Consider the following 23,742-nt stretch of genomic DNA (forward strand, 5'->3'; position numbering starts at 1 on the left):
AAGGCATCTTAAAAAAGTGTCACATAAAAATATCTTCTCCATATCCCTCCTTACACAATAGGAGGGATTTTTTATGTCTATATTTAAACTTTAAAGTTGCTTGTTGTATTTAAATTTCTTGTTGACGATAAGACAACGCTTCACTTAAATGCGCGGTTTCAATATCAGCACTTTGGGATAAATCGGCAATACTACGCGCAACTCTTAAAATACGATGGTAAGCGCGTGCCGATAAGTTTAAACGTTGTTGGGCGATTTCTAACATATTTTTAGAGGCTTGATTGAGTTGTGCATGTGCTTCAAGTTGTTGTGGTGACAGGCTTTGATTACTGACCCCTTGTCGTTGGATTTGAAAATGATACGCTTGCAGCACCCGTTCTCGGACGGTCGCTGAGTTTTCGACATTTCCTGTACTTTGTAACTCTTGTGCTTTTAAAGGTGGCACATCAATATGTAAATCAATACGGTCTAATAATGGTCCTGAAATACGATTTTGATAGCGCTTAATTGCTTCAGTTGAACATTGGCAACGACTGTCTTGATTAAACGCATAACCACACGGACAAGGATTCATAGCTGCAATAAGTTGAAAATCGGCAGGAAAGGTAATTTGCCGTGAAGCTCTAGAGATGACAATTTCTCTGGATTCCAAAGGTTGGCGTAACACCTCCAAAACTTTGCGGTCAAACTCAGGCAACTCATCCAAAAATAACACACCCAAATGTGCCAAAGTGATTTCACCGGGTTTGGGATGAGAGCCACCACCGACCAAAGCAATTGCGGAAGCGGTATGATGTGGGGCACGAAAAGGGCGTTGTCCAAAATGGTGCTGTAAATTGGCGATGGAATAAATACTCGCTACAGCCAAATTCTCTTGATGATTTAACGGTGGTAAAATACTCGGTAAACGTGAGGCTAATAAAGTTTTGCCTGTACCGGGCGGTCCTTTAAATAAAATCGAATGTCCACCTGCTGCTGCAATTTCCAAAGCACGACGTGGACGAATTTGCCCTTTCACATCTGCCAAATCAAACTTATAGTGTTGTTGCAAGATAGAACTGACATTTTCAGTAGCTGCAATTTTTTGAGTTTCTGTAAAATGCTCACAGACTTGTTTTAAATGAGAGGCTGCAAATACCTCAATATCTGGAAGTTGTGCAGCTTCTTCGGCATTTTCTTTGGGAAGCATTAAGCGATGTTGAGCCTGTTGGCATGCCATCGCAATGGTTAATGTGCCTGTGGTCGGTCTTAGATGTCCATCGAGTGCCAATTCCCCAATAAATTCAAAATTATCGCTATGACCTTCGGGAATTTGCCCTGTTGCAATTAAAATGCCCATAGCGATTGGCAAGTCCAAACGTGAACCATCTTTGGGTAAATCTGCAGGCGCTAAATTGATGGTTAAACGCTTGGTAGGAAATTGAAAACCACTGTTAATAATAGCAGAGCGCACCCGATCTTTACTTTCTCTTACTGCTGCTTCAGCCAAGCCAACAATGGTAAGAGAGGGTAGCCCTGCACTGACATGCACTTCAACTTCGATTTGTGGGGCATGTAACCCGAGTAAACCTCGGGTATAAATTTTTGCAAAAGACATTTTATTATTCCAGTTTGCTTTATTTTTAATCGTTTTATTATTTTTATGCACTTTTTTTGTGCAAAAATGCCTAATTTTACTTTTGAATCAGTGCTTCTAGGGTTTTCACTTGGGTTTGCAACTCAGCCAAACGGATATTGGCATTTTGTAGTGCAGTTTTTTGGCGTTCAAGTTCATCTTGGGACACTAAATCCATTTTTGTCACTGCTTCATTGAGTAAGGCACGTAAATTATGCTCTAAATCTTTCTTGGGGTGATCAACCTGTTCCAAAATTGCTTGTAATAGTGTTTCAATCATGGCAATGTCCAAAAATTTGAAGAATCGGCTTAGTTTAACATTGCTTTGTAATAGACCCTAGTGTTAACACAACTGCATCGGATGAATTAATAATAAAATACAAAAAATCAATCACAAATATAAAATTTTTAAAGCGAAAGTGACGAGAAAATGTATAAAATAGGCAATAAGGCGATTTCATCCAAAGTGGCTTAACACCCCCAACCGTTAAGACATCTTGGCATGAAAATTGAACATAAAACCTTACTGGTGAGAAAAGCCGAAGGAAAACAACATGAAACTCGTAACAGCAATTGTAAAACCATTCAAATTAGACGATGTCCGTGAAGCATTGTCTGAAATTGGCGTTCAAGGGATCACCGTCACTGAAGTGAAAGGTTTTGGTCGCCAAAAAGGTCATACTGAACTTTATCGTGGTGCTGAATATGTCGTTGATTTTTTACCAAAAGTAAAAATTGAAATTGCAATCAGCGATGACATGGTGGATGCAGTAATTGAATCAATCACACGTGTTGCAAGCACTGGAAAAATTGGTGATGGGAAAATTTTTGTCACTAATCTAGAGCAAGTCATTCGTATTCGTACAGGTGAAACTGGTGCGGATGCTGTTTAATTTGGCATGAAGTTTGCTGAGTAACACATAACTCAGAAAAAAACTTGGTTGGGGGATACGAATGAAAAAAATGCTACTTGCGCTCAGCCTGTCTGGCGCACTCCTTGGTGGATCAGTTGCGTGGGCTGAAGAAAGCGTAACTGAACCCACTGCTACAGCAGTTGCTGAATCAAATGCTGCTCCATCTACATCTGTCACAACAACTGAAAATATTACTCCTACCGAAGTTGCGGTAACGACAGAAGAAGAACCAACTTTAAATACAGGCGACACTGCTTGGGTTCTTATTTCAACAGCTTTAGTTCTACTCATGACCATTCCAGGTTTGGCATTGTTCTATGGCGGAATGGTTCGTAAAAAAAATGTCCTAAGTACTATGGCGCATAGTTTACTGGCTGCTGCGATTGTCAGTATTGTATGGGTTGTGGTTGGCTACACCTTAGCATTTAGTGGTGGTAATGCTTTTATTGGTAACTTAGACAAAGTCATGCTTTCAGGCATCACAACCGATGCACTGAGTGGCTCTATTCCTGAAATTCTCTTTGTAATTTTCCAAATGACTTTTGCCATTATTACGGTGGCGATCATCAGCGGTTCTATCGCTGAACGTATGAAATTTGGGGCTTATATTGCATTTATTACCGTATGGGTCGTGATCGTTTATGCTCCGATTGCCCACTGGGTATGGGGTGGTGGTTGGTTAATGAATGATGGCGCACTTGATTTTGCAGGCGGTACAGTGGTGCATATCAACTCAGGTGTGGCAGGTTTAGTGACTGCATATTTACTCGGCAAACGTATCGGGCTCGGTAAAGAATCAATGGCACCACACAACTTGACTTTAACTGTACTTGGTGCAAGTTTGATTTGGATCGGTTGGTTTGGTTTCAATGGTGGTTCTGCATTAGGTGCAAATGGTTCAGCAGCTTATGCTTTGGTGACAACACAAGTTGCCGCAGCGGCAGCAGCACTGTCATGGTTGTTGGTTGAAAAACTGGTTCGTGGTAAAGCATCTGTATTGGGTGCAGCATCGGGCGCAGTAGCAGGTTTAGTCGTGATCACGCCTGCAGCAGGTTTTGTAACTGTGAGTGGCGCTTTGATCATGGGCTTGATCGGTGGTGTGGTATGTTTCTGGGGAATCTCAGGTTTAAAACGCTTACTCAAAGCAGACGACTCTTTGGATGCCTTCGGTTTGCATGGTGTAGGTGGTATCGTTGGTGCGATCTTAACTGCAGTATTTGCAAGTGAGTTTATCATGGGCGATAACGCACCAACCAGTATGATGCATCAACTTTGGGTGCAAGTTGAAGGTGTCTTAGCGACTATCATTTACTCAGCAGTGATGACTTTTATCATCTTGAAAGTTATTGATGTGGTGATCGGCATCCGTGTTGGTACAGATGATGAACGTATGGGCTTGGATTTAAGTCAACATGGCGAACGTATCGAATAAGGTTTAAAATAGAGTTTTATCCAAAGCAGTACTATATATTGTGTAAAACAGCCCAATTGGGCTGTTTTTTTTCTATATATTGCGTAAAACTCAACAACAATCAGTTTTTTTGATACACTAAAACAAATCTTTCAAATGTGCTCTATTTAACTCATATGCATTGTCCATTTTGCAACGCCGCAGACAGTAAAGTGATCGACTCACGTTTGGCAGCCGAAGGGTGTCAGATTCGTCGACGTCGTGAATGTATTAAATGTGCAGAACGTTTTACCACTTTTGAAACATATGAAGTCGTGATGCCACGAGTAAATAAATCGGATGGTAAAAGTGAGCCTTTTGATGAGTCAAAATTGCGTCGTTCACTGATGCATGCTTTGCAAAAGCGTCCTGTAACTCAAGAACAGATTGAAACGGTGCTCAGTGATATTCAACTAAAAATTCGCCGATTGGGGGAGCGTGATGTACGTTCACGTACCATTGGGGAAATCGTCATGCAGTCTTTATTTGCACTCGATCATGTCGCTTATGTACGTTTTGCCTCGGTGTATCAAGATTTCCAAGACGTTGAAGCATTTCGTCGTCAAATTGAACTGATGCAACATCGAGATCAAGAAAAGCAAGATTGATGGTCAATGTCTGAGAAAATTATGAGCCTTACTTCTTCTGAGCAATATGCACAGCATCAATATTGGATGCAACAAGCCATTGCGCTTGCGCAACATGGTCAATATTCCACACGTCCAAATCCAAATGTTGGTTGTGTCATTGTCAAAGATGGAAAAGTCGTAGGAACAGGTTTTCATCCAAGGGCAGGGCAGCCACATGCAGAAGTCTTTGCCCTACGTGAAGCAGGACAACTGGCGAAAGGTGCAACTGCTTATGTGACTCTAGAGCCCTGCGCACACTACGGGCGCACACCACCTTGTGCCAAAGGTTTGGTCGAAGCAGGTGTGGCAAAAGTAGTGGTGGCATGTTCAGATCCCAATCCTTTGGTGGCAGGAAAGGGTGTGCAAATTTTAAAAGATGCAGGCATAGAGGTTGAATTAGGCGTGTGTGAAGCAGATGCAGCAGCGCTAAATAAAGGCTTTTTAAAAGCGATGGCAACAGGTATGCCCTATGTGCGTTTAAAAGTTGCTTCGAGTTTAGATGGTCGTACAGCAATGGCATCAGGTGAATCAAAATGGATTACAGGTGCAGAAGCGCGTCAAGATGTGCAACATTGGCGAGCAATTTCAGGGGCTGTGGTTACAGGAATTGAAACAGTTTTAGCTGATAATCCACAACTGAATGTACGTCAGTTAACAGATGTCAACCTTGTGGACATTGTGCAACCACAACGGGTAATTTTAGATCGTCAAGGGCGTTTACCTTTAGATGCGCAGATCCTTAAACATCCTGAAACGCTGATGGTCATGGGACCTTTTCGTCAGGAGCTTGCACAATTAGGTGTGGTACAGTTAGAGATTCAATCTTTAGCAGACTTACTCAAGACTCTCAAAGATTTTCAAATCTATGATGTGATGATCGAAGCTGGTGCAACACTCTCTACGGCATTTTTACAAGAAAACTTGGTAGATGAAATCATCAGTTATGTTGCACCGACATTTTTAGGTCAATCCGCACGCGCCATGTTCAATGCAAACTTTGAACAGATGGCACAACAACTCCGCTTTAAGCTTGAGGATGTGACCCAACTTGGTCAAGACATCCGTTTAAGATTAACCCCTTTGCAAGAGTCAGTATGAATTCAGAGACTTCTTCGGTATATCACAAACGTCGCCACGCTGCTCGTACGACGGATGAATATCTTTTCAATCAGCTTGTGCCCTATTTGGGTAATAAGCGCCGATTGTTGCATCTGATTTTAGAAGCGCTTGAGCAAACAGGAACGTTGCATCGTAAAAGCAAACGTGCACCGATCTTTGCTGATTTTTTTGCAGGCAGTGGCGTGGTATCTCGTTTGGCCCGACAAAATGGTTATCGTGTGATCGCCAATGATTGGGAGCCTTACAGTCATGCATTGAATCATGCAATTTTAGCGTGTACTGATGCACCTGCATTTAAAGAATTAGGCGGTTATCAAAAAGCCATTGATTATTTAAACCGCTTGCCTGAAGTAAAAGGCTGGGTGACGCATAATCTTTGTCCGAGAAATGATGAAGTTTATGATCCGAGTCGTGACCGTTTATTCTTCAAACGTCGTAACGGCATGCGGATAGATGCCATTCGCCAGCAAATTGCGACATGGCAAGCGCAAGGCGCAATTGATGATGTGGAAATGAGTGCCTTACTTGCGCCATTACTTTATTCAGCAAGTTTTGTCAGTAATACCAGTGGAGTATTTAAAAGTTTCCATCATGGTTGGGGCGGACGTACGCAGTCAGCATTGGAACGTATCGAATCTTTGCTGTGGCTTATGCCAAGTCGTTTTTGTGAAATCGGTGCAGATGCAAAACAAAATACACCAATGGCAGAAATGTGGTGTGTCGATGCACAACATTTAGCCAATCAAATGAGTGGTTTTGAGGTAGATGTTGCCTATCTTGATCCACCTTATAATCAACATGCGTATAGCAGTAATTATCATGTTTTAAACTCTTTAACTTTATGGGATCAGGTCGATTTACCAACACCAGACACCAAAGGTTTTAAGAGTGGTATTGACCGTGCTTGGCGTAAAGAGCGCCCTAGTCCTTATAACTCTTCAAAACATGCTCAAGAAGCTTATGAGAAATTATTGTCGACTATTAACGCACGTTATATTTTAACCAGTTATTCTACTGACGGTAATATTGAGGCAAAAGACTTACTTGAAGCCAATTTAAAACGTGGCAAAGTGACCTTATTGACCCAAGATGTACCGCGTTATCGGGTGAGTAAACAACGTCAGTCTGAGCGTGCACGTGTTTTAGAATTTATTGTCATTACTGATACACATGCCAAATCTGGCCCACCACTGCGTCAGCTTCTCAGTCAATTGTATCATTTTGCTGAATTGGGCGGAGTAGATACTTCTGGGGTCAGTACGCAGTTAGATTTGTGGTAAGGTGAAACAAAGAGATGCTGGAAAACAGCATCTTTTTTTTGTGTTGAGAAATCAATGGTTAGCATTTAAAAAGTAGGTAAAGTAAGTGTAGATTGTTAAATTGCTACAGTCTTATAAATATTTTAAATCAACGCTTAGCAAGAATAGTTGCAAAGAAAAGATCGAATTACCTAACATTCTTGCTTAGAATAGTACTGTAACCCAAATTAAAGGTGAAATATGTTTACAGGCATTATTGAAAGTTTAGGTAAAGTAGAAAGTTTACAAAGCGTAGGCGGTGATGTACGTTTGCGTATTCATACCGACTTAGATATGTCTGATGTGCATTTAGGGGATTCGATTGCCACCAATGGTATTTGTCTCACCGTGATTGATTGGGGAGAAAATTGGTACGCTGCGGATGTTTCACGTGAGAGCTTAAATCGTTCGACTTTGGCAGATTGGAAAGTCGGACAAGTGGTAAATGTCGAAAAAGCCATGTTGCCGACCACACGTTTTGGTGGACATATCGTCAGTGGGCATGTCGATGTTGTTGGCGAAATTACTGTAGTGCGTAGTGATGCGCGTTCGCTCTATTTTGAAGTGACAGCACCTGTTGAAATTGCAAAATATTTAGCAGAAAAGGGTTCAATCACAGTGGATGGTATTAGCTTAACCATCAATCACTTACGTGGAAATATTTTGAGTTTAAATTTGATTCCACATACCGCAGAACGCACCAATATTGGTACATGGAAAGTTGGTACAAAAGTTAACTTGGAAGTGGATATTTTAGCACGTTATATTGAGCGATTATTGCTCGGTGATAAAGCGGCCGAAGTCAAAACTGAGTCAAAACTGAGTATGGAATTTTTAGCACAAAATGGTTTTTTGAAATAAATTTCGCTTACACTAGTATTTTACAGCCTACTTTTAGGCTGTTTTGATTTTTGCTCAGTGCTTGCAATGAGTATGTTCGTGGATCACTTAGCAGAGAGTTTTCTATTGATTGACTTTTTAATGCACATAGAACAATTATTGCCTGTATTGCTAGATCAGTATGGTTTGTGGATTTATGCCATTTTATTTTTGATCATTTTTGCAGAAACAGGTTCTGTATTTATGTTCTTTTTACCAGGTGATAGTTTGCTTATTGCCATTGGTGCTTTGTGCTCAACAGCAGAAGCGGTACATCTAAGCTATATGGGTATCTTGCTGATAATAGCGTCTATTTTTGGTTATATCGTCAATTACTATACAGGGCGAGCGCTCGGTTTTCGGTTTTTTAAAAAGCATCCTAAAATTTTCAAACCAGAATATATTGAAAAAACCAATGCCTATTTTTTGAAACATGGTGGTAAGACCATTATGATGGCGCGTTTTATTCCTTTTGTACGTTCATTTGCGCCTTTTGCCGCAGGGGCTGGGCGTATGAAAATGAGTAATTTTATGTTTTTCAATGTAGTGGGTGGGATTATTTGGATTGGCTTACTGTTAGGGATCGGTTATGGCACAGGAAATTTAATTTCATATACCATAGATGTGTTGTAATTTAAGCAGATAAAATATAACCAAGCCCAATATTTATACCATTCTTGAAAAATAACATAATATAAGTGGTTTGTTTTCGACGGAGTCTTGCATTTAAAGTTTGTATTTAGAGACTAGCCTTCGGCTCGACCTACTTTTGTTTCGGCAAAATGAGCAGTGAAACTGCGCAAGAAAACCACCTTGCGGAGCGTTGCTCCTCACCACAGAACTCGACAAATACCATAAATTGATTGATGTATTGCAAAAACATTATCAATCATTAGTAATCCTGCCTCAAACAACTGTGGATGACCTTTCCGCGTCTCAATTTATGATTGGGAGCAAAAAATCATTCCAAAAATATATTATAAAATTTTTATTGTTTGGTATTGTATTGAACTTGGTCAAAAATAAAAATTAATTTTTGATAATGGTTAAAGTTGTTCGTTCAAACCATGGATTTTTTGGATTTTGCTGGTCAATTGAAAAAAGACCTTTTTCAGTTTCACGTAGTAAATACACAAAAATAGAATGAAAATCTGCACGACTGATTAGTAAATCTTGAGCGGAAACTGTCCACTTTTCACCAGCATCAAGCACTGCAATTTGCTCAAAGATTTTATTTAACATATTCATTTTTTCCTAGTTATTCAGTTTAGAATTTTCAAAACTGTTCTTTTATCATGAAGATATTTAAGACATGACTATGGTGTGACATTTATATGTCAGTTTTATGACATTTTAACTTTAAATTATGACTACTCCAGTCATTCTGAGGTGTCTGAAAACTGGGTGTTTTTGAGAATGTATTTAATTTCCTCATCTGAAGCCGCTTTGAGTTTTGCTCTAAAGTCTTGAACTGCTTGTTCAATAAAAGTTTCCGCTTCAAGTTCTAAACGTAAGCGTACACTTTCAAGTTCAGACATGATTTGATGATCTGCAACCTTAAAATAGTTGTTGGCATAATCTGTTGCAGGGGTTTTCGGATTTTCAGTATAGCGGGCAGTATATTCTATAATTTCACTCTGAATGTCTTCATGCATTGCTGCAAGAGATACAGTTTGTTGTTGAAATTGACGTACTTCATCATCTAAAAGCTGTTGATTATATTGTTGTTGTTGTGCACGTTTTTCAGCCAAAGATTTTTCTAAAGCCAATTGTTTTCGTAGGCGTGCTGCTTCGATTAATTGTGCTTTGAGATCGGCATAGGCTTGTTCAACTTTAAGCTGTGCCACTTGCATAGCACGCTTGTCATTGTCCATCCATGCTTGGAGATTGGATTCGGGTGTTAATAAATCGCAGATGCGATTGAGATCATCTAAATAGGTTTGGCGAACAGCCTCAGGCGTATCCAGCCAACGCTTTTTAAAATCTTGACCTACATTTAATGCCACCACGCATCTCCTTTTTGAGATTTGAAAAGACTGATTTCAAAGTTTAAATGTTTGAGGTGATAAACCTAAACGTCGGTATGCTTTATATTTCTCACGACCGAGTTGTTTGGCAGACTCATCATTTTCAACGATTTCAATAATGTGACTAAATTGTGCTGCTTGTTCAAGTGCTTGATTGTTAAAATTAAACACAATCCACTCAGATGAGTGGGGTAAATCGGCAGAAATACAGATCGGCGCAGTCTCTTGATCAATGCCATGTGCAAGGAAACTACTTGGGTCAAACTCCCATAATAAGTCATCAAGTTGCTGTTGTGTGTCTACATCAGGGCAATGAATCCAGATTTTTGCATGTTGCTTTGAAATTTTACGGCAGAGACGACAAGTGCTTTGCACTCGTCGTTCTGGGCTTTTTTCAAACAGATAAAAGCTAATTTTAGCCATTGGCTTTGGCACGATTGGCAATGAATTGCATGAGCAACGGCACTGGACGACCTGTTGAGCCTTTGGCTGCACCAGATAACCATGCTGTTCCTGCGATATCTAAATGTGCCCAACGATATTCACGGGTGAAACGTTCTAAGAAACATGCGGCTAAAATTGCGCCTGCTTGTGGGCCTGCACCACTGATATTACCAATGTCGGCGAAGTTTGAGTCCAACATTTCTTGATAATCATCAATGACAGGTAAGCGCCATACACGGTCAAAGCTTTCTTCACCAGCAATATTGATTTCTTGTGCCAGCTCATCATCTGGCGTAAATAAACCACTCAACACTTTACCGAGTGCAACTACACATGCGCCTGTAAGCGTTGCGATATCGATCACCACCGCAGGATTAAAGCGTTTCACATAGGTCAGTGTGTCACAGAGTACCAAACGACCTTCAGCATCGGTATTTAAAATTTCAACGGTTTGCCCGCTCATTGTGGTTACAATATCGCCCGGACGAGTTGCATGACCTGATGGCATATTTTCAGCAGCAGCAATCGTACCAACCACATGGATGGGTAAATTTGCTTCACATAAAGCACGTAATGTTCCTAATACAGAGGCTGCACCACACATATCGAACTTCATTTCATCCATGCCTACGCCCGGCTTGAGTGAAATACCGCCTGTATCAAAGGTAATTCCTTTACCCACTAAGACCACAGGTGCTTGATCAGGATTGGCTTTATATTCAAGCGTAATTACACGACCCGGACGTTCTGAACCTTTGCTCACTGCAAGGAATGAATGCATGCCCAAATCCGCCAATTGTTGTTCTTCAAGCACCGTCACTTTTAAAACATCAGGGAATTCAGCAGCTAAAGCACGGGCTTGTTCCGCTAAATATTCAGGGAAGCAAATATTTGCAGGGCAGTTACCTAAGTCACGTGCAAAGTTTTGACCTTGTTGGACTGCTTCGATCAAACTGATTTGTGCAGCATCTAAGCTTGTTGATGCAGTAATTAATTCAATTTGTTCTAAGATAAAGTCATTTTTTTTGCTTTTGAATTCATCGTAACCATAAGCCGCTTGTGTCAAACTCAATGCAAATAGATAGTGCAACTCATTTGGCAAAGCGGAAATATCAATACTGATTTGTCTGAATTTTTTTTGTGACGCTTTGATAATGATTTGTGCGATTTTTGCTAATTTTGCAGCTTTTAATTCAGCAGCTTTATCAATACCCACTAACATACTATGTGGATTTTGCGCAATTTGACCGAGCAAAGGCAGGGTTTCAGCTAGGCCAGCTTTAAATTGCGTTGCTGCGATTAAATTGTCTAAATCATTGATTTGATAATTGGATTTTAGTTCTGCTAAATTATCAGTACTTGCCAAAATAAAAAGTGCTTGGCTTGTGCTACTGTTGGATGGTGCAGTATTTAAACTTAGTTTCATATGCGATCTATATGCCTTTTAAACACGTTTTAAAACATTAAACCATTGAATCACTACCAATGATAGAATTTCAATGTGGTTTTATATTTTTAACATTCGGGTAAAATACTTAAACGATATTCCCCCAACTCACTTTGGAAGATTCCCTTGATTATAAGACGTTATCTCGTCAAACAAGTTGTTTCAACATCTTTGGTTGTTGTTGCATTGCTCACCCTGATCATGATGGGTGGGCGTTTGATCAAGTATTTTGGTGTCGCAGCTCAAGGGCGCTTAGATGCCACGATTCTATTTAGCATCATTGGTTACCGTTTACCTGAGTTTTTGACTTTAATTCTTCCTCTTGGATTTTTTATTGGTTTAATGCTGGTGTTTGGTCGTCTTTATGTTGATCATGAAATGGCGGTACTCAACGGCAGTGGCGTGAGTAAAATCCAATTATCACGCTTACTGATTCCGCTTACCGTAGTGTATTTGGCAGTACAAAGTGTGTTAATGATTTGGATGTCGCCTTGGGGAATTCGTGAATATGAAAAATTAGTGTCCACACAAGCGGTACGAACAGGTTTTGATTTGGTGCGACCCAAAGAATTTATTTCCTCAGGTCCGTACACAATTTATGCAGGGTCATTGTCGGATGACCGTAAGAATTTAAAAGACATTTTCTTTTATCAACGTGCAGAAAAAGCAGGGAAGCCTGATGTCATGATTTTGGCAAAAGAGGCGACTCGGGTCGAAGTTGCAGATGATACCGCCAATGTCGTAGATTTATTACAAGGGCGTCGTTATGAAATTTATCCAGGCACACCGAAATATACCCAAGCTGAGTTCCAGTCCTATCGTTTACGTTTGGAAAATGACAAAGAAGCCAAGTTTGAAAGTGCTGATGTAGAAGCCTTACCATTTTCTCAGTTATTAAAAAATAGAGACGATCCTGTAGTAAGCAGTGAATTGGGTTGGCGCATCTTTGTACCATTTAGCATGATTGTGGCGGTTATGTTAGCAACAGCCTTGTCTGAAGTGAGTCCACGTCAAGGACGTTACCTAAAACTTTTCCCTGCGCTGCTTATTTTTGCCAGTCTGATCGTAGCACTGATGGCGATTAAAACTCGAATCAGTAAAGATGAAATCGGGATGTGGGCATATCCAGCGGTGTTGTTATTCTATGCGATTGCTGCTGCGCTATTTTCTCGTAAGCAGAAATTAGCACCTAAGATTAAGAAACAAATTCAGCGAGTGAAATCATAATGTTAGCACGTAAAATTGTCGCCAAGCATGTGGTCAATACAACAGCACTCGCGATGTTGGGTGCAACCGCGGTATTGTCTGTGTTACAAATCTTATTCACGTATTTAGGTGAATTGGGTGATTTAAAAGAAGGTTATAGTGCTTGGAATGCGTTGCAATATGTATTGTGGGGCGCACCGAAATATCTCTATGAAATTTTACCCATTTCTGCTTTGATTGGTGCAGTTCTCGGTTTGGGGACTTTGGCATCGAACAGTGAGCTGATCGTGATGCGAGCGTCAGGAATCAGTCTGTGGCGTATTGTCGGTTGGGTGATGCGTTCTGCGATGTTGTTGGTGGTCTTGTCCTTTGTACTCAGTCAATTTGTTGTGCCGTATACCAATGAACAAGCCAAAAGTATTAAAAGTAAAAAGAGTGTGGCAGCTTTAGGTGAAGTCAAAGGCTATTGGTCACGTGAAGGACAACGCTTTATTTATATTGACTATGCCAACTCTAAAGGCAATCTGAAACAGGTGCAAGTGGTCGATTTTGATCAAAATTATCGTATGCAATCCGTGTTAAATGCGGAGCAAGGTAATTTTGTCAAAAATGGGCAATGGAATTTGACCCAAGCTACACAAGTTAGCCTTCAAGAGGATGGACGAGCAACAGTGAATCAAGACAGCCAGCATAATTTAGCTTTGGCATTGCAACCTAAATATGTGCATATGGTGACGATTGATCCTGAAGATTTAGCACCGAGTCAGTTGGTGAGTTTTATGCGTTATATGGATCAATATAGCCAAGTGCCGAAAACGTATTTATTGGCATTTTGGCAAAATGTTGGTTCGCCATTTGCTTTATTAGCGCTGGTGTTGATTGCGTGTTCTTTTATTTTTGGACCATTACGTCAACAGTCGATGGGCTTTCGTTTAGTGATTGCTTTATTTGTTGGGCTGGGTTTCTATTACATTCAAGATTTTTTAGGCTATGCAAGTTTAGTGTATTCGCCATCCCCAGCATGGTTTGTATTTGTGCCAATTGTACTGATGTTTGGCGTAGGTAGTTATTTGTTGTATCGAGCAAGATGATTTTTAATCCGAATACACATCAGGTGATTTAAATGTCATTAAAGATAATTTCTGGTGGGCAAACAGGTGTTGATCGAGGGGCTTTAGATGCTGCACTTGCAATGAATGTTGCATGTGGCGGATGGTGTCCTGAAAATAGGATGGCAGATGATGGGGTTATTCCTGATCAATATCCTGTAAAAGTTTTGCCAAATAGTGGCTATCGAAAACGCACAAAACAAAATGTTATAGACAGTGATGCAACGGTGATTATCTATTTTGACTATATATTTCCTAAAGGTGGTACTGAACTGACTTTATTGGAGTGCATTCGTCAAAATAAACCTTATGTACTTATTGATGCTGTTGAGTTATCAACTGAAAGAGCCGCAGAAAAAATTTATGCTTTTGTGATTAAAAATAAAATTGTTGAATTAAATGTTGCTGGACCTAAAGCTCAGCATTTACCTCATGCACATCATTTTACGCAGACAACCATTGAGTTGTTGTTAAAAAAATATGAACTAATGAATGATGATTTAAGTCAAATCTTAGATGATCATGATTTAAATTAGCAATTTTGAAGAATAGAGTCTTATCTAAAAAAAAGGTAAGATATGCCGATGAATTTGTAAACAGAAAAGAGTGTAAATCATGACGGATGCAACTGCTGGCAAAATCCCTCACGTTCTTGTGATCATGGATGGTGTGGGTCATCGTGAAGCGGTCGAGGATAATGCGTTTTTAGCAGCAAAAACGCCAAATCTAACCATGATGCAAGAAAAGCATCCGCATAGTTTAATTTCTGGTTCAGGTGAAGATGTCGGTCTGCCTGATGGGCAAATGGGTAACTCTGAAGTCGGTCATATGAACTTGGGTGCAGGTCGTGTGCTGTATCAGGACTTTACTCGTATTACCAAAGATATTCGTACGGGTGATTTCTTTGAACATGAAGTGCTTGTTGATGCAGTAGAAAAAGCCAAAGCTGTGGGTGGTGCTGTACATATCATGGGCTTATTGTCACAAGGTGGCGTACATTCTCATGAAGATCATATTGTCGCAATGTGTGAACTTGCACTAAAACGTGGTGCAACGGTGTATTTGCATGCGTTCCTTGATGGTCGTGATACACCACCACGTAGCGCTCAACCTTCACTTGAAAAATTAGATGCGTTATTTGTTCAGTATCCAAATCAAGGTCGTATCGCAACGATGATTGGACGCTATTTCGCCATGGATCGTGACAATCGCTGGGATCGTGTTGAGCAAGCGTATCGTTTAATGACTGAAGGTGAGGCTGTTCGTGTTGTAAACTCTGCGGTTGAAGGCTTAGAACAAGCGTATGAAGCCAATGAAAATGACGAGTTTGTCAAAGCAACACGTATTGGTGAGATTGCCAAGATTTCTGATGGTGACAGCGTGGTATTTATGAATTTCCGTGCAGACCGTGCCCGTGAAATTACCAAAGCTTTTGTTGAAAAAGACTTTGCAGGCTTTGAGCGTAAAGTTGTACCAAATCTATCTAAATATGTGATGTTGACTCGCTACCAAGCAACCATTGATGCACCTGTGGCGTATATGCCAGAAGAATTAAAAAATTCAATCGGTGAATATTTATCTTCACTTGGTAAAACCCAATTACGTATTGCTGAAACTGAAAAATATGCTCATGTGACATTCTTCTTTAGTGGTGGGCGTGAAGATGAATATCCAGGTGAAAAACGTATTTTGATTCCTTCACCAAAAGTGGCAACTTATGATCTACAACCTGAAATGAGTGCGCCAGAAGTGACAGAGCAATTGGTGGCTGCGATTAATTCAGGTGAATATGACTTATTGGTGGTGAATTACGCCAATGGTGATATGGTTGGTCATACAGGGGTATTTGATGCTGCGGTGAAAGCCGTTGAAGCTGTCGATACTGGCTTAGGTCGTTTGTATGAAGCAGTGATGGCAAAACATGGTCACATGCTCATTACTGCCGATCATGGTAATGTGGAACAAATGCAAGACTATGTCAGTGGACAAGTACATACACAACATACCACTGAACTTGTACCATTTATTTATGTCGGGCCGACTGCTGCAACGATTGCAGAAGGTGGCGTATTGGCGGATGTTGCGCCAACACTATTACATCTCATGAATATTCCTGCACCAAAAGAAATGCAAGGACGTAATCTGATTACGTTAAATTCATAACATCACTAAACATAAGATCAATAAAGAAGGTAAGTGCATGGCTCAAACTTGGAAATATGGTGTTGTTTTAAGCGCTTTACTTGCAAGTACAAGCCAGTCACTTTGGGCTGCGGAGCGATCCGCAGTGCTTGATTTTGATGATGAAATGGAACAAAGCACTGCAGAAGTGCCGATCGAGTCCATTGAACAATTTGTGCAAATTTATGGCATTGTTAAAGACAATTATGTACAGGAAAAGCCTGATGATTTTTTGTTTTTACAAGCAATCAAAGGTTTGGTCAGTGGTTTAGATCGTTACTCACGTTATCTTAGTGCTGAAGAATATAAGCAATTGATTCAATATACCGAGGCTGATTTGGCCACGGTTGATTTCAAACTGATTTTTGATTCACATACACATCAATGGCAAATTAGCAACTTAAAAGAAAATACCGATATTGCCAAACAAGGCATTAAAAATGGTTTTAGTGTTTTTAAAATCGATAATCAAGAACTAAAAAATCTAAATGCCGAACAGGTGGAAGACTTATTGCATGGTTCAATCGGTTCAAGTTTCCAGTTGCAACTCAATCCCAAAAGTCCTGCCATTACTTTATTACGCAACAAAAAATTAGAAATTGCAGATATCGAACCTGTGATGTTGCATAATCAAGTCTTAGTTTTAAAAGTTAAAGTTTTTCAGCAAGACACAGCCAATGAAGTGAAGCGCCTTCTTGAAGAATATGACACGACACGGTTAAAAGCTGTGCTGATTGATTTGCGTAATAACCCCGGTGGATTGTTGTCTGCAGCGGTAGAAACAGCTGATTTATTTTTAAATCAAGGCACGATTGTTTCCACTAAAAGCCGTTCAGAGGGTAATCAACAATTCCAAGCATTGCCAGGCAATGAATTTCCTAACGTTAAAATGGGAATTTTAATTAATAATCGTTCAGCATCTGCGGCTGAGGTATTTACTGCAGCGATGAAAGAACATCAACGTGCTTGGGTAATCGGTGAGAAAAGTTATGGTAAAGGTGTAGTACAAAAATTATTCCCATTACCAAATGGCGCAGCTTTGCAAATGACGGTATCGCATTATTTCACACCGAAAGGCAGTATGATTGATGGCTCTGGAATTGCACCAAATCAAGAATATGTGTGGCCTTTGGAAATGAAAGAAGACACATATTTAAATAATGTGTCTGAACTTTTATTGAAACATCGTTAATTAAAGCATCGTGAGTTAAAACTTAATCATCCTCACTGTCTAAGCCAAACTTTTTCAACCGATAACGCAAAGAACGGAAGGTCATGCCAAGTTTTTTTGCGGCTAAGGTTCTATTCCAATGTGTTTGATTTAAGGCATTTAATAAAACTTCTTTTTCAACTTTTTCTAAGAACTGTTCTAAGCCTTCAGAGGGAATTTGATTAGAGGTTTCTTGCGCATTAGCAAGGGTTTCTGAGTTTAAAGGTGCTTCTACTGGAGCGGTATTAAAATTACGTTTTTGCGAATATTGTAAATGTTCTAAGCCAATAATCTGACCGTCACATAAGGTAATGGCCCGTTCAATCATATTGCGTAGTTCACGTACATTTCCAGCATAGCTTTGGGTTTGTAAAAAACGCTTACTTTCTTCGGCTAATTCTTTGCTTGGAATATCCCATTCTAAACAAATGTTTTTTATAAAATGCTCTGCAAGTAGTAGGATGTCTTTGCCACGTTCACGCAAAGGCGGTAAATGCAAGTCCATGACATGAATGCGGAAAAACAAATCTTGTCTGAACTTACCTTGTTGAACACGTTCTTCAAGGTTTTGATTGGTGGCGCTAATGATTCGAAAATCTACATCAATTTCTTGTTCAGACCCTAATGGGCGAATTTTCTTTTCTTGTAAGGCGCGTAATAATTTACTTTGTGTGGTTAAGGAAAGCTCAGCAATTTCATCTAAGAATAAACAGCCCCCATTGGCAGATTGGATCAGCCCCAATTTATCTTGAGTTGCGCCTGCAAAGCTGTGGCTAACATAGCCAAATAATTCTCTTTCGATGAGCTCTTCAGAGATTGCGCCACAATTAATCACCACAAAAGGACTGTCACTGCGGTTACTGAGTTTGTGGATCAAGTGAGCAACCACTTCTTTGCCTGTGCCTGATTCACCAGAAATAAAAACAGGCGCTTGAGAGCGAGCTACTTTTTTAATGGTATCTTTCAACTTCAGCATAGGTTTAGACTCGCCTACTAAAAGTTGATGCTCAAGTTGCAAATTCTCTTCACTATAATCGACCAAAGGTACGTGCAAAGCTTTGGTCAGTAGTTGGTGTAAATGCTGTTGATTAATCGGTTTATTGACAAAATCAAAAGCACCTGCTTTGAGTGAGGCAATCGCAATTTCCATGTTGCCATAAGCGGTAAGTACCGCTATAGGAACTTTAGGATAATTTTGCGTGACGTGTTTAACCAAATCTAAGCCACTTCCATCAGGAAGATTGAGATCAGTAATACATGCATTGTATTTGTGTTCACTAAAGAACAGTTTTGCTTGTTGTAGATGATGTGCAATATGGGTTTTGATTCCCATTCGTGCCAATGTCATTTGCATCAGTACGCACAAGTCATGTTCATCATCTACCAGTAGAACTAATGGCTGTTTTGTGGTCATATCCCCAATAACCTAAATTAAGTTTTCAATAGGCACTCAATTCTGAAGCATGCCCCTTTTTGTTTTTGCTCTATATAAATCAATTTTGCTTGATTTGCTTCACAAATACTCTGTGATAAATATAAACCCAATCCTGTTCCATTAATTTCCGTGGTGAAAAAGGGTTGAAAGAGTTGTGCAAGATTTTGTCGCGCAATCCCTTCACCGAAGTCTATCACATCAATATACAGATGTTGAGCCTCTGCATGTACTAGAATTTGGATAAAATCAACGTCAGGTGCATTATGGTGGAGTGCATTTCGTATGAGATTAATTAAAACTTGTCTCAATTGCGAGTCATCGAAGCGAATAACAAAAGGCTGGCTAAGACTTAAGGCAATTTTATCTTTTACATCATTTAAGTCATTGTTAAATAAATCTTTAAAGAATACATCCAAATGAATATCTGACATGCAGGTTTTTTTATTTTTTGCCATATCTAGAGTTTGTTGGATAATGTGATTGATTCGATGACTTTGTTTATCAATCATTTGATTGAGCATGAGTCTTTGCTCTGGCTCTGCATCTAAGCTAAGTTCATTGGCTTGAGCGATTGCTGCTAAAGGATTACGAATTTCATGCGCAATACTGGCAGAAAGTTGTCCTAAAGAAGCCAGTTTTAACTGTTGTACTTTTTGATTAATTTTTTGTGAATCCTCTAGTGTAAGCAAAGTCAAAGCTTGATGCGGCACGATCAGCTTTTGGACTCGAATGTCTACAGTATAATGGCTTTGACTGGACTTAAATTGAAAGCGTTGCCCTTCTTCTAAAGGCTTGTTTTGCAAAACTTCATACAGCTCTTTTTGAAATTTAATTAAAGAATATTGCTCATGCGCATAGGCATAGAGTGGGGCAATACCAAGCAAGGAGCAAGCTGCTGGATTCGACACTACAATTCGATAATTCTCATCTAGCACCAAATAACCCAGTTCAATTTGCTCTAAAATATAACGGTTAATATTTTGTAATTTTAATAACTCTAGCGACTGCAAAGAGTTAATGGTTTCAAGCACTCTAAAGCGTTGAATTGAAATTTGCCCAATCCCATAAACAATAAAAAATAAAAAAGCCAGTAAGGCGCTGTTACTGATATTGTTTAAATTAGAAACATCAAAAAAACTACCGACAAATTGCTGATAAATCACCGCAATAACAGAAATTAAAGTAACAATTAAAGCTTCATTTTTTTTGAGTAAAAAATTGGCAGAAAAAACCATAATCACAAACAGTAGACTAATGGATAGGCTGGGTCCACCCAGAGCAAAAGTCAGGGTACTTAAAAATAAAATATCAACTAAAAAAATAGCAAAGAGTTGTTCAGAAATAAATTTAGTAAAAAATTTAAGGAGAAGTAGTTGAGCAAAACTAGCAACTACAAAAATTGCTAAACTATCAAAATATAAAGAACTGTGGGGATAATTGAGTGTATTGTGTTCGGCAGTTAAGACAAAAATAAGAAGCAGACATACCGCTAAAGTAAGTCGATAAACTGAATACAATGTGCCTAGACGATAAATAGTTTGTTGTAAGGGGGTTGTTGCTGCCGTAGGCCACGTTGTATTCATTTTCATGCAATTTTATGGTTTGATCAGCCCATAGCGTATGGCTAAATGGGTCAATTTAACATCGCTATCAATGCCTAATTTTTCAAAAATACGATAACGATAGGTATTGACGGTTTTAACACTGACAAAAAGTTTGTCTGAAATTTCTTGCGCACTAATACAATTGACCACCATCATCGCAACTTGCATTTCACGTTCAGACAAAGCATCAAAAGGCGAGCTTTGATTGTCTGATAAATAAGAGCTTGCAAGTTGTTCGGCAATATCCGCACTGAAATATTTACCACCTTGCATCACTTTGTTAATCGCACGCACCATCTCAGAAATTGGTGCACCTTTGGTAATATAACCACGTGCGCCAGCTTTTAATAATAATGAAGGATAAGGTTCTTCTGCTAAACCACTCACTGCAAGGACTTTCGTTTCTGGTGCGGTTTGTAGTAAACGGCGAGTTGTTTCCACACCCCCAATACCTGGCATATTGACATCCAATAACACTACATTAGGATGTTGCTGACGAACGATAGCAATTGCTTCCTCACCAGATTCAGCTTGTCCAATCACTTGAATATCTGACTGATCTTCAAGCATGCGACAAATACCCGTGCGGACTAATTCATGGTCATCTACCACTAAAACCGTGATCACTAAGACCTCCTTATATTTTGCAAAAAGCAACTTTTTTGTTACACAAAGCAAAAAGTACTTGCAAAGCCATAACAAAATTAGCAATGCTAGTCGTAATCTTTCTTAAATATTTATGCACAATGACGTCACTAATTTGTTTCTTCAATATTAGTCATGTTTAGGCATAAATGTAAGTCATAATTGAGGCAATAAGCAATAGCGCAAAAAGCCTCCCTGAATGAGTAAGTTACCGTGAAAAAGTCTAAAAAAACGTTAATGCATGCCCTGTCTGCCGCAGTGCTACTCAGTTTGAGTTCAGCAAGTTTCGCAGATCTTGTGATGAATGCCTCAGGGGGGACACAACGTGCTTCTATGAGCTGGTCAACTGACGATGCAAGCCAATTGTTAAATGGTGATGTTTCGATCAGCAGCGAGGGTGAAGAGCCATCTCCACCAGGTTCTGTTACTTATCTATCGACTCCTCCTAGCAAATCCTATTCTACAACAAACGTTGCCCCCGTTCAGCGATCAGTTCAAATCACAGATACCAATCGTTATCTGAACCAGCCTTCTGTTAGTGCTCGTGCTGCTTTGGTGATGGATGCCAATACAGGTGAGGTGTTATACAGTAAAAATACCAATACTGCATTACCAATTGCTTCGATTACTAAGCTGATGACTGCGGTCGTGACTGCGGATGCACGTTTAAATATGTCTGAAGATATTACCTTGCAATCTATCGATTTTGCTGGTGCGGGTGGTAAAAACTCTAGCTCAACTTTAAAAGTTGGCGATACCATGAATCGTGCTGAGATGTTATTACTCGCACTTATGAAATCTGAAAATCCAGCGGCAGCAGCCTTAGCACGTACTTATCCAGGTGGTCGTCCTGCTTTTGTCGCAGCGATGAATGCAAAAGCGCGTCAACTCGGGATGCATTCAACTTATTACACAGAGTCCACAGGTTTAGACCCGCGTAATGTTTCCTCAGCACGTGATCTTGGTATTTTAGTGAGTGCATCTTCTCAGTATGGTTTGATTCGTCAGTTCTCAACGACTGCACATTACGACTTTAACTTGGGTTATCGTGTATTAAAATCAAACAATACCAATGCCATGGTACGTAATGGTGGCTGGAACATTAATATTTCTAAAACAGGATATATTAATGAAGCAGGTCGTTGTGTAGTGATGCATACAACTGTAAATAGTCGTCCTGCGGTTGTGGTCTTATTGGGTGCAAGCACTTCGCAATCACGTACCAATGATGCAACCAATTTATTGAATTGGGTGAGTAATTTACCGAAACGTATTTAAAACTTAAAAATGTAAAAAGCTCCGCACAAGGAGCTTTTTTATTATTTGGATTTTGCAATAAAAAACCTGCACTTGGCAGGTCTTTTACATCCATTCAAATTTTACATATTTGAAAGAATAGAATCACGAACTTGGTTGAGTTCAGCATCAATAGATAACATCACTGCATCTTCACATTGTTTGATTGCAGTATCAGGATCTTTCAAGCCGTTACCTGTTACAGTACATACGATCACAGAACCTTCAGCAATTTTACCTGCTTTAATATCACGGATCGCACCACCGATAGATGCAGCAGAAGCAGGTTCAACGAATACACCTTCATACATAGAAAGTAAACGTTGTGCTTCTAAGATTTCAGCATCAGTCAATTCATCAAACCAACCGTTTGAATCACGTACCACAGCTTTAGCATGGTTAAAGCTTTGTGGATTACCGATACGGATCGCAGTTGCAACAGTTTCAGGGTTCTCTACAGGGCCACCACGTAAGAATGGTGCAGCACCAGATGCTTGGTAACCCACCATGATTGGACGACCTTCCGGGTTTGGACCTGTGAACTTATCCGTTTCAGCGTCATAAACCACTTGCTCAAATTCTTCAGCAGGTTGGTCAGCAACAGCTTCAGTATAACCCATCCAGTGTGCAGTAATGTTTCCTGCATTACCTACAGGTAGACAGTGATAATCAGGCGCACGACCTAAAGCTTCTACGATTTCGTAAGCGATGGTTTTTTGACCTTGCAAACGGTAAGGGTTGATTGAGTTTACAATCGTTACAGGTGCTTGATCTGCAACTTCTTTAACAAGGCGCATACCATCATCAAAGTTACCGTGAATTTGTAAAGTCACAGCACCGTACATCATTGACTGCGCCATTTTACCCATAGCAATTTTGCCCTCTGGGATTAAAACAAACGCTTTGATGCCTGCACGTGCAGCATAAGCCGCCGCCGCCGCCGATGTGTTCCCTGTAGATGCACAGATAATTGCTTTAGAGCCTTCTTCTACAGCTTTCGTTACAGCCATGGTCATACCACGGTCTTTAAATGAACCAGTCGGGTTTAAGCCCTCATACTTCACATAGATTTCAACATTTTTACCGATCAAACGTGGAATATTGTCCAGTTTAATGAGTGGTGTATTACCTTCATTTAACGAGATAGCACGTGTAGTTTTAGATACTGGTAAGCGGTCACGATAGCGATCAACAAGTCCTGTATAGCGATTTGCATTAGACATGAGGGTGTTCC

General features: G+C 39.9%; 23 protein-coding genes. 13 read left to right on the plus strand and 10 right to left on the minus strand.

What is annotated here, in order from left to right; all coding sequences use genetic code 11:
- Positions 1-109 precede the first annotated feature (109 nt).
- Both HUS24_RS11845 and HUS24_RS11850 read right to left on the minus strand, forming a co-directional pair.
- A complete protein-coding gene (locus HUS24_RS11845; protein WP_173912198.1) occupies positions 110-1,597 on the minus strand; it encodes a YifB family Mg chelatase-like AAA ATPase in 1,488 nt (495 codons plus the stop codon).
- A 76-nt stretch (positions 1,598-1,673) separates the two neighbouring features.
- Positions 1,674-1,895: an accessory factor UbiK family protein gene (locus HUS24_RS11850; protein WP_173912199.1), complete on the minus strand. Its 222-nt coding sequence runs from the start codon at positions 1,893-1,895 to the stop codon at positions 1,674-1,676.
- A gap of 274 nt (positions 1,896-2,169) precedes the next feature.
- Between HUS24_RS11850 and glnK the strand changes: the two genes are divergently transcribed.
- From glnK to HUS24_RS11885, 7 genes are all read left to right on the plus strand, one after another.
- On the plus strand, positions 2,170-2,508 hold the full coding sequence (gene glnK, locus HUS24_RS11855; protein WP_122900455.1) for a P-II family nitrogen regulator: 339 nt from the start codon (positions 2,170-2,172) through the stop codon (positions 2,506-2,508).
- Between the two features lie 61 nt (positions 2,509-2,569).
- The gene (locus HUS24_RS11860) at positions 2,570-3,961 is read left to right on the plus strand and encodes an ammonium transporter (protein ID WP_173912200.1); all 1,392 of its coding nucleotides are present in this window, start codon (positions 2,570-2,572) and stop codon (positions 3,959-3,961) included.
- Between the two features lie 155 nt (positions 3,962-4,116).
- Positions 4,117-4,587, plus strand: a complete 471-nt coding sequence (nrdR, locus tag HUS24_RS11865) for a transcriptional regulator NrdR (protein WP_065995122.1) — start codon at positions 4,117-4,119, stop codon at positions 4,585-4,587.
- Positions 4,588-4,608: 21 nt separating this feature from the next.
- Positions 4,609-5,706 carry a bifunctional diaminohydroxyphosphoribosylaminopyrimidine deaminase/5-amino-6-(5-phosphoribosylamino)uracil reductase RibD gene (gene ribD / locus HUS24_RS11870; RefSeq protein WP_173912563.1) on the plus strand — a complete coding sequence of 366 codons (1,098 nt, stop codon included), beginning with the start codon at positions 4,609-4,611 and terminating at the stop codon, positions 5,704-5,706.
- Positions 5,703-7,007 (plus strand): DNA adenine methylase, encoded by a 1,305-nt coding sequence (locus HUS24_RS11875; RefSeq protein WP_173912201.1) that lies wholly within the window; start codon positions 5,703-5,705, stop codon positions 7,005-7,007. The genes ribD and HUS24_RS11875 overlap by 4 nt, the downstream gene beginning before the upstream one ends.
- A gap of 219 nt (positions 7,008-7,226) precedes the next feature.
- Positions 7,227-7,886, plus strand: a complete 660-nt coding sequence (locus HUS24_RS11880) for a riboflavin synthase (RefSeq protein WP_173912202.1) — start codon at positions 7,227-7,229, stop codon at positions 7,884-7,886.
- Between the two features lie 105 nt (positions 7,887-7,991).
- Positions 7,992-8,537 (plus strand): VTT domain-containing protein, encoded by a 546-nt coding sequence (locus HUS24_RS11885; RefSeq protein WP_173912564.1) that lies wholly within the window; start codon positions 7,992-7,994, stop codon positions 8,535-8,537.
- Between the two features lie 396 nt (positions 8,538-8,933).
- On the opposite strand, the gene HUS24_RS11890 is transcribed toward HUS24_RS11885, so the two are convergent.
- From HUS24_RS11890 to HUS24_RS11905, 4 genes are all read right to left on the minus strand, one after another.
- On the minus strand, positions 8,934-9,152 hold the full coding sequence (locus HUS24_RS11890; protein WP_173912203.1) for a hypothetical protein: 219 nt from the start codon (positions 9,150-9,152) through the stop codon (positions 8,934-8,936).
- A gap of 131 nt (positions 9,153-9,283) precedes the next feature.
- Entirely contained in the window at positions 9,284-9,910 is a 627-nt protein-coding gene (locus HUS24_RS11895; RefSeq protein ID WP_173912204.1) for a hypothetical protein, read from the minus strand.
- Positions 9,911-9,946: 36 nt separating this feature from the next.
- Complete coding sequence (locus HUS24_RS11900; RefSeq protein ID WP_173912205.1) at positions 9,947-10,354, minus strand: DNA polymerase III subunit chi; 408 nt, start codon at positions 10,352-10,354, stop codon at positions 9,947-9,949.
- On the minus strand, positions 10,347-11,801 hold the full coding sequence (locus HUS24_RS11905) for a leucyl aminopeptidase (protein ID WP_173912206.1): 1,455 nt from the start codon (positions 11,799-11,801) through the stop codon (positions 10,347-10,349). Before HUS24_RS11905 ends, HUS24_RS11900 begins: the two co-directional genes overlap by 8 nt.
- Positions 11,802-11,948: 147 nt before the next feature.
- Here HUS24_RS11905 and lptF point away from each other — a divergent pair, with 147 nt between their 5' ends.
- The 5 genes from lptF to HUS24_RS11930 all read left to right on the plus strand — a co-directional run bounded on the left by lptF (position 11,949) and on the right by HUS24_RS11930 (position 17,510).
- On the plus strand, positions 11,949-13,049 hold the full coding sequence (gene lptF / locus HUS24_RS11910; protein WP_173912207.1) for an LPS export ABC transporter permease LptF: 1,101 nt from the start codon (positions 11,949-11,951) through the stop codon (positions 13,047-13,049).
- On the plus strand, positions 13,049-14,119 hold the full coding sequence (gene lptG / locus HUS24_RS11915; RefSeq protein WP_173912208.1) for an LPS export ABC transporter permease LptG: 1,071 nt from the start codon (positions 13,049-13,051) through the stop codon (positions 14,117-14,119). Before lptF ends, lptG begins: the two co-directional genes overlap by 1 nt.
- A 32-nt stretch (positions 14,120-14,151) precedes the next feature.
- Complete coding sequence (locus HUS24_RS11920) at positions 14,152-14,673, plus strand: putative molybdenum carrier protein (RefSeq protein ID WP_173912209.1); 522 nt, start codon at positions 14,152-14,154, stop codon at positions 14,671-14,673.
- A 79-nt stretch (positions 14,674-14,752) separates the two neighbouring features.
- A complete protein-coding gene (gene gpmI, locus HUS24_RS11925) occupies positions 14,753-16,300 on the plus strand; it encodes a 2,3-bisphosphoglycerate-independent phosphoglycerate mutase (protein WP_173912210.1) in 1,548 nt (515 codons plus the stop codon).
- A gap of 37 nt (positions 16,301-16,337) precedes the next feature.
- Positions 16,338-17,510, plus strand: a complete 1,173-nt coding sequence (locus tag HUS24_RS11930) for a S41 family peptidase (protein ID WP_173912211.1) — start codon at positions 16,338-16,340, stop codon at positions 17,508-17,510.
- A gap of 22 nt (positions 17,511-17,532) precedes the next feature.
- Here the strand turns inward: HUS24_RS11930 and HUS24_RS11935 are convergent, their stop codons facing one another.
- Genes HUS24_RS11935 through HUS24_RS11945 form a run of 3 tightly spaced genes read right to left on the minus strand, consistent with a single transcriptional unit; the run spans position 17,533 to position 21,194 of the window.
- Complete coding sequence (locus HUS24_RS11935; protein WP_173912212.1) at positions 17,533-18,942, minus strand: sigma-54 dependent transcriptional regulator; 1,410 nt, start codon at positions 18,940-18,942, stop codon at positions 17,533-17,535.
- A gap of 17 nt (positions 18,943-18,959) precedes the next feature.
- Positions 18,960-20,546 carry an ATP-binding protein gene (locus HUS24_RS11940; RefSeq protein WP_173912213.1) on the minus strand — a complete coding sequence of 529 codons (1,587 nt, stop codon included), beginning with the start codon at positions 20,544-20,546 and terminating at the stop codon, positions 18,960-18,962.
- A gap of 12 nt (positions 20,547-20,558) precedes the next feature.
- Positions 20,559-21,194, minus strand: coding sequence for a response regulator (locus HUS24_RS11945; RefSeq protein ID WP_065995136.1), 636 nt, complete (start codon positions 21,192-21,194; stop codon positions 20,559-20,561).
- 231 nt (positions 21,195-21,425) lie between these two features.
- Here HUS24_RS11945 and HUS24_RS11950 point away from each other — a divergent pair, with 231 nt between their 5' ends.
- Complete coding sequence (locus HUS24_RS11950; RefSeq protein WP_173912214.1) at positions 21,426-22,490, plus strand: serine hydrolase; 1,065 nt, start codon at positions 21,426-21,428, stop codon at positions 22,488-22,490.
- Between the two features lie 101 nt (positions 22,491-22,591).
- On the opposite strand, the gene thrC is transcribed toward HUS24_RS11950, so the two are convergent.
- Positions 22,592-23,731, minus strand: coding sequence for a threonine synthase (gene thrC, locus HUS24_RS11955; RefSeq protein WP_173912215.1), 1,140 nt, complete (start codon positions 23,729-23,731; stop codon positions 22,592-22,594).
- Positions 23,732-23,742 lie beyond the last annotated feature (11 nt).

It is taken from the genome of Acinetobacter sp. Marseille-Q1618 (assembly GCF_902809855.1).
Taxonomy (GTDB): Bacteria; Pseudomonadota; Gammaproteobacteria; order Pseudomonadales; family Moraxellaceae; genus Acinetobacter.